Source organism: Nocardia sp. NPDC060220 (genome assembly GCF_042727815.1).
GTDB lineage: Bacteria > Actinomycetota > Actinomycetes > Mycobacteriales > Mycobacteriaceae > Nocardia.
In genome coordinates, this window is sequence record NZ_JBHWZY010000401.1 from 1 (window position 1) to 6,177 (window position 6,177).

7 protein-coding genes are annotated in these 6,177 nt (G+C 65.9%); all 7 read left to right on the forward strand.

Annotation, left to right across the window (positions count from 1 at the left end; translation table 11 throughout):
* The first annotated feature begins 47 nt into the window (after positions 1–47).
* Positions 48–422 carry a hydrogenase maturation nickel metallochaperone HypA gene (locus ACFWF3_RS20665; RefSeq protein ID WP_378987325.1) on the forward strand — a complete coding sequence of 125 codons (375 nt, stop codon included), beginning with the start codon at positions 48–50 and terminating at the stop codon, positions 420–422.
* Positions 380–1,213, forward strand: a complete 834-nt coding sequence (hypB, locus tag ACFWF3_RS20670) for a hydrogenase nickel incorporation protein HypB (RefSeq protein WP_379314901.1) — start codon at positions 380–382, stop codon at positions 1,211–1,213. Before ACFWF3_RS20665 ends, hypB begins: the two co-directional genes overlap by 43 nt.
* Positions 1,214–1,286: 73 nt before the next feature.
* Positions 1,287–2,342 (forward strand): hydrogenase expression protein HypE, encoded by a 1,056-nt coding sequence (locus tag ACFWF3_RS20675; protein WP_194828071.1) that lies wholly within the window; start codon positions 1,287–1,289, stop codon positions 2,340–2,342.
* A 12-nt stretch (positions 2,343–2,354) separates the two neighbouring features.
* Positions 2,355–4,151: a nickel-dependent hydrogenase large subunit gene (locus ACFWF3_RS20680; protein ID WP_379314902.1), complete on the forward strand. Its 1,797-nt coding sequence runs from the start codon at positions 2,355–2,357 to the stop codon at positions 4,149–4,151.
* Positions 4,152–4,156: 5 nt separating this feature from the next.
* Positions 4,157–5,086, forward strand: a complete 930-nt coding sequence (locus ACFWF3_RS20685) for a NifU family protein (protein ID WP_379314903.1) — start codon at positions 4,157–4,159, stop codon at positions 5,084–5,086.
* On the forward strand, positions 5,083–5,715 hold the full coding sequence (locus tag ACFWF3_RS20690) for a DUF5947 family protein (RefSeq protein WP_379314904.1): 633 nt from the start codon (positions 5,083–5,085) through the stop codon (positions 5,713–5,715). Before ACFWF3_RS20685 ends, ACFWF3_RS20690 begins: the two co-directional genes overlap by 4 nt.
* On the forward strand, positions 5,715–6,177 hold a 463-nt coding region (locus ACFWF3_RS20695; protein ID WP_379314905.1), incomplete at its 3' end, for a DUF6084 family protein. The genes ACFWF3_RS20690 and ACFWF3_RS20695, both read left to right, overlap by 1 nt.

Here is a 6,177-nt window from a genome sequence, read left to right on the forward strand (position 1 = left end):
GGAGTAACCTGAGCGGTGGGTTCCTCCCTCGACGAACCGAGACTGCGATGCACGAAATGGCGATCACCCAGAGTGTCATCGACGCCGTGTGCGAACACGCGGCGGGAGCACGGGTGCACAGCGTGCTGCTGGAAGTGGGCGTGCTGTGCGCGGTCGTTCCGGAGGCGATGCAGTTCTGCTTCGAACTCGCCGCCGAGGAAACCCTGGCCGAGGGCGCGAGCCTCGAGATCGACGTGGTGCCCGGCCGGGCGGGCTGTCGAAGCTGTGGCGCCGAGTTCACCGTGCTCGAGCCGATCGCCCTGTGCGAGTGCGGCAGCGCCGATGTCGAGATCAGAGCCGGGCACGAACTCCGAATCCGCTCGATGGAAGTGAGCCGAGAATGTGCGCAACCTGTGGATGTGGCGACGACGACGCCGCGGTGATCACCCTCCCGCACGAGCACGAGCACGAGCACGAGCACGAGCACGGCCACGGCCACGAGCACGAGCCGCACCGGCACAGCCATGGTCACGGCGATGAGCACGTGCATCTGCCGGTCACCGAGACCATCACCCTCGAGCAAAAGGTTCTGGCCAAGAACGACCTGTTGGCCCAGCGAAACCGGGACTGGCTCGCCGCCCGCGACATCTTGGCGCTGAACATGACCAGCTCACCCGGCGCGGGCAAGACCACCCTGCTCGAGCGCACGATCCGCGAGTCCACCGAGATACCGATCGCGGTGATCGAGGGTGACCAGGCGACCCTGCTCGACGCCGAGCGGATCGGGGCGACGGGCTGTCGGGTCGTGCAGATCAACACCGGCGCGGGCTGTCATCTCGACGCCGAGATGACCTACCGCGCGCTCGAGTCCCTCGATCCCGCCCCCGGCACCCTGCTGTTCATCGAGAATGTCGGCAACCTGGTGTGCCCGGCCCTGTTCGACCTCGGTGAACGCGGCAAAGTCGTGGTGATCTCGGTGACCGAGGGCACCGACAAGCCGCTGAAGTATCCGCACATGTTCGCCGCGGCGTCTCTGGTCCTCGTCAACAAGATCGATCTGCTGCCCTATGTAAACTTCGACCTGGACAAATGCCGGGAATACGCGGCGTCGATCAACCCGCACGCGCAGATCCTGCCCCTCTCGGTGACCAGCGGTTCCGGCATGGCGCAGTGGTACGACTGGCTCCGGCGGCAGCGGTCAGCAACTATTGAGGATCACTCACCAGCGACATAGACTTGCGTGATCAGGATCACGCCGTAGGTTCCCGCGAGCCTGCGATGCCCCGCTTCAGAAAGTGGCGCAGCCCATGCCTACCCAGGAAGCAATCAAAGCAGAACAGGCCCTGATTCACGTGCTGTGGATCAACGCCGGCCTCAGTTGTGACGGTGATTCGGTCGCGCTGACCGCCGCGACGCAGCCCAGTATCGAGGAGATCGCGCTCGGCGCTCTGCCCGGGCTCCCGCAGATCGCGGTGCACTGGCCGCTGATCGATTTCGAATGCGGTCCCGCCGGCGGCGCCGACGATTTCCTCGAATGGTTCTTCAAAGCCGACCGGGGTGAACTCGAACCGTTCGTGCTCGTGGTGGAAGGCTCCATCCCGAACGAGCAACTCCACGAGGAGGGCTACTGGTGCGGCTTCGGCAACGATCCCGCCACCGGACAGCCGATGACGACCAGTGAATGGCTCGATCGGCTGGCCCCGAAGGCCACCGCGGTGGTCGCGGTCGGCACCTGTGCCACCTACGGCGGCATCCACGCCATGGCGGGTAACCCCACCGGCGCGATGGGTGTGCCCGACTACCTCGGCTGGGACTGGAAATCCAAGGCCGGGATCCCGATCGTGTGCGTGCCCGGTTGCCCGGTCCATCCGGACAACATGTCCGAAACGCTGACCTACCTGCTCTACATGGCCACCGGACAGGCCCCGATGATTCCCCTCGACGAGGCGCTGCGCCCGAAATGGTTGTTCGGCGCCACCGTCCACGAAGGCTGTGATCGAGCGGGTTACTACGAGGAAGGCGACTTCGCCGACGAGTACGGCTCCCCGAAATGCATTGTGAAACTGGGATGTTGGGGCCCGGTGGTCAAATGCAACGTCCCCAAGCGGGGCTGGATCAACGGCGTCGGTGGCTGCCCGAACGTGGGCGGCATCTGCATCGGCTGCACCATGCCGGGATTCCCGGACAAATTCATGCCGTTCATGGACGAGCCGCCCGGCGGCAAGATCTCCTCGACGGCATCAGGGCTGTACGGGTCGGTGATCCGCAGTCTGCGCCATATCACCGGACGCACGGTGGACAAGGAGCCGCGATGGCGGCACAAGGGCGAGAAGCTGGAATCCGGCGCCACCCGCACCTGGTAGGAGGCGATTGGAATGACTGCCATCATCCCCGAGCCGTCGCACAAGCGGATCGATCCCGACAGCCTGGTCGAAATGGCCTGGGACCCGATCACCCGCATCGTCGGCAGCCTGGGAATCTATACCAAGATCGATTTCGAGAATCGTGAAGTGGTCGAGTGTCACAGCACCTCGTCCATCTTCCGCGGCTACTCGATCTTCATGCGGGGCAAGGATCCCCGCGACGCGCATTTCATCACCAGCCGCATCTGCGGGATCTGCGGCGACAATCACGCCACCTGCTCGTGCTACACCCAGAACATGGCCTACGGGGTGAAACCGCCGCACCTGGGCGAGTGGATCGTCAATCTCGGTGAGGCCGCCGAATACATGTTCGACCACAACATCTTTCAAGAGAATCTGGTCGGCGTGGATTTCTGCGAGAAGATGGTCGCCGAGACCAACCCCGGCGTCCTCGCGCAGGCCGAGACCACGCTCGCGCCGCATTCGGACGCGCACGGCTATCGCACCATCGCCGACATCATGCGCGCGCTCAATCCGTTCACCGGCGAGTTCTACCGGGAGGCGCTGCACGTCAGCCGCTACACCCGTGAGATGTTCTGCCTGATGGAGGGCAGGCACGTGCACCCGTCGACGCTGTATCCCGGCGGTGTGGGAACCGTCGCGACGATCCAGCTGATGACCGATTACATGACGCGCCTGATGCGCTACGTCGAATTCATGAAGAAGGTCGTGCCGATGCACGATGATCTCTTCGACTTCTTCTACGAGGCGCTGCCGGGCTACGAACAGGTCGGACTGCGGCGCACCCTGCTGGGTTGCTGGGGCTCGTTCCAGGACCCCGAGGTGTGCAATTTCGAGTACAAGGACATGGAGGAATGGGGTCGGCGGATGTTCGTCACCCCCGGCGTGGTCGTCGACGGAAAACTGGTCACGACGTCCCTCGTCGACATCAATCTCGGCATCCGAATCCTTTTGGGTAGTTCGTATTACGACGACTGGAACGACCAGGAGATGTTCGTGAAGACCGACCCGCTCGGCAATCCGGTCGACCGGCGTCACCCCTGGAACCAGCACACCAACCCCAAGCCGCAGAAGCGCGACATGGACGACAAGTACAGCTGGGTGATGTCGCCGCGCTGGTTCGACGGCACCGACCATCTGGCCCTCGACACCGGCGGCGGCCCGCTGGCCCGGCTGTGGTCGACGGCGCTGGCCGGGCTCGTCGACATCGGCTACGTGAAGTCGACCGGACACAGTGTGCAGATCAACCTGCCCAAGACCGCGTTGAAGGGCCCGGTCAGCTTCGAATGGAAGATCCCCGCGTTCGGCAGCAACACCATCGAACGCAACCGCGCCCGCACCTACTTCCAGGCCTACGCCGCGGCCAGTGCGCTGCACTTCGCGGAGCAGGCGCTCGTGGAGATCCGGGCGGGACGGACCAAGACGTGGGAGCACTTCGAGGTACCGGACGAGAGCATCGGCTGTGGGTTCACCGAGGCGGTGCGCGGGGTCCTGTCCCATCACATGGTGATCAGGGACGGCAAGATCGCGAACTACCACCCGTATCCGCCGACGCCGTGGAATGCCAACCCCCGCGACAGTTTCGGCACGCCGGGACCCTACGAGGACGCGGTGCAGGGCCAGCCGATCTTCGAGGAGAACGACCGCGAGCACTTCAAGGGCATCGACATCATGCGCACCGTGCGCAGCTTCGATCCCTGCCTGCCGTGTGGTGTGCACATGTACCTCGGCAACGGCAAGTCGCTGGAGAAACTCCACTCACCGACCCAGACACTCACCGGGGAGTAACGGTGATGCCGGATCGTCCGGGGGAGCACGACGAGGCGGCGTTCGACCCAGACCGGTGGCGCGGCGCAGGCGACCGGATCGAGACCCTGCTGGACGCGAGTTCGGCGGGTGGCGTCGTCGCTCGCGAGCGCGCCGAGCAGCTGGTGCGTGAGGTCGCCGACCTCTACGGTGCCGGGCTGGCACGCGTGCTCGAACTGGTCGATGGTGACGTTCGTGAGCAGCTCGTCGCCGACGATCTGGTCGCGAGTCTGCTGCTGGTGCACGGCCTGCATCCGCACGACGTCGACACGCGCGTCCGCGCTGCTCTCGACAGCGTGCGCCCCTACCTGGGCTCCCATGGTGGTGACGTGGAACTGCTCGGCGTGGCCGACGGCGTCGTCCAGCTCGAACTGTCGGGCAGTTGTCGCACCTGCCCCTCGTCGTCGGTGACGCTGGAACTGGCGGTGGAGGACGCGGTACGTGCCGCCGCGCCGGAAATCGCGTCGATCGAAGTGGCTGCCGCGCAACCGGAATCGGCGGATGCCTTGATCTCCGCCGATTCGTTGTTCGCCCGGGTGCACGCCGACGCCCACCCGGTCGAGTCGCAGCACGGGAGCTGGATAGCGGTTCCGGAACTGGGGGAACTCGGTGCGGGCGAGGTCGGCGGCTTCGTCATCGGCGGGCAGACCGTGCTTGCCTGCCGGGTCGGTGATGATCTGTTCGTCTACCGCGATCACTGCCCCGCCTGCGACAACTCGCTCGCCGGCGCGGTGCTGCATCGCCGGATGGGTTTCCCGGTCGGTGAGGCCGTGTTGCGCTGCCCGACCTGCCGGGCGCACTACGACGCCGTCCACGCCGGTGCCAGAGTCGACGGCGAAGGACACCTGGAACCACTGCCCGTGCTCGTACGCGCCGGGGAGCTCTCGGTGGCCGTGCCCGTGGGGGTGGCCGGATGAGTTCTGGGCTGGGAGTGCTGCGCCGCCTCACCGTCGACCGCAAACCCGCCGTCCCGGCGGGCGAGCGGTGTGAGATGTGCGCCGAGGCCATCGCCGAAGAGCATCAGCACGTGGTGAATGTCGAAGGGCGCCAACTGTTGTGCGTGTGCCGGGGCTGCTACCTGCTGTTCACCGACCAGAACGCGGTCCTGCGATACCGTGCCGTGCCCGACCGGTACCTGCGCTTCCCCGACTTCACCATCAGCCACGGCGAATGGGACGCACTCGAGATCCCGGTGGGCTTGGCGTTCTTCTTCGCGAACTCGGCGCTGGGTCGCACCGTCGCGTTCTATCCGGGACCGGCGGGCGCCACCGAATCCGAACTGCCCCTCGACCAGTGGCGCACCCTGCTCGACCGGCACCCCGAGATCGATGTCGCGGTCCCCGACGTCGAAGCACTGATGATCCGGGTCCCCGAGCGGGGCACCGCCGAGGCGGCTTGCCTGCTGCTGCCCATCGACACCTGCTACGAATTCGTCGGCCGGATGCGGATGCTGTGGCGCGGATTCGACGGCGGTCAGGATGTGCACCGGTATCTCGACGAGTTCTTCGCCACGGTCTCGGCGCGTGCGCGACCAGGTGGTGCGTGATGTGCCCGGCCTACTCGACGACTTTCGCGGTGCTCGACATCGCGCCGGAGCCCTACGCCGCGACACCGACGCTGTCGGCCCGGATCGGCATCGCGGTGCTCGGCGAGGAACCGGTGCATGCCATCGCCCTGCGCGCACAGGTGCGGATCGAACCGCACCGCCGGAGCTATACCGACGAGGAGAGCGCGGGCCTGGTCGACCTGTTCGGCCCACGCGAACGCTGGCGCGACACCCAGCGCTCCTTCCTCTGGATGCACTGCGCCACCATGGTTCCCGGCTTCCACGGCGGCGCCCAAGTGGACCTGCCGATGCCGTGCACCTACGACTTCGAGGTGAGCGGCGCCAAATACCTGCACGCCCTACGGGAGGGAACAGTGCCGCTGATCTTCCTGTTCAGCGGCACTGTCTTCATCCGGGGCGCCACGGGTTTCGCGGTGCAGCAGATTCCCTGGGACCGGGAGG

Coding starts and splice junctions, on each gene's coding strand:
- hypB (WP_379314901.1), top strand. CDS start 380: ATGTGCGCAACCTGTGGATGTGGCGACGACGACGCCGCGGTGATCACC.
- ACFWF3_RS20680 (WP_379314902.1), top strand. CDS start 2,355: ATGACTGCCATCATCCCCGAGCCGTCGCACAAGCGGATCGATCCCGAC.
- ACFWF3_RS20685 (WP_379314903.1), top strand. CDS start 4,157: ATGCCGGATCGTCCGGGGGAGCACGACGAGGCGGCGTTCGACCCAGAC.
- ACFWF3_RS20675 (WP_194828071.1), top strand. CDS start 1,287: ATGCCTACCCAGGAAGCAATCAAAGCAGAACAGGCCCTGATTCACGTG.
- ACFWF3_RS20665 (WP_378987325.1), top strand. CDS start 48: ATGCACGAAATGGCGATCACCCAGAGTGTCATCGACGCCGTGTGCGAA.
- ACFWF3_RS20690 (WP_379314904.1), top strand. CDS start 5,083: ATGAGTTCTGGGCTGGGAGTGCTGCGCCGCCTCACCGTCGACCGCAAA.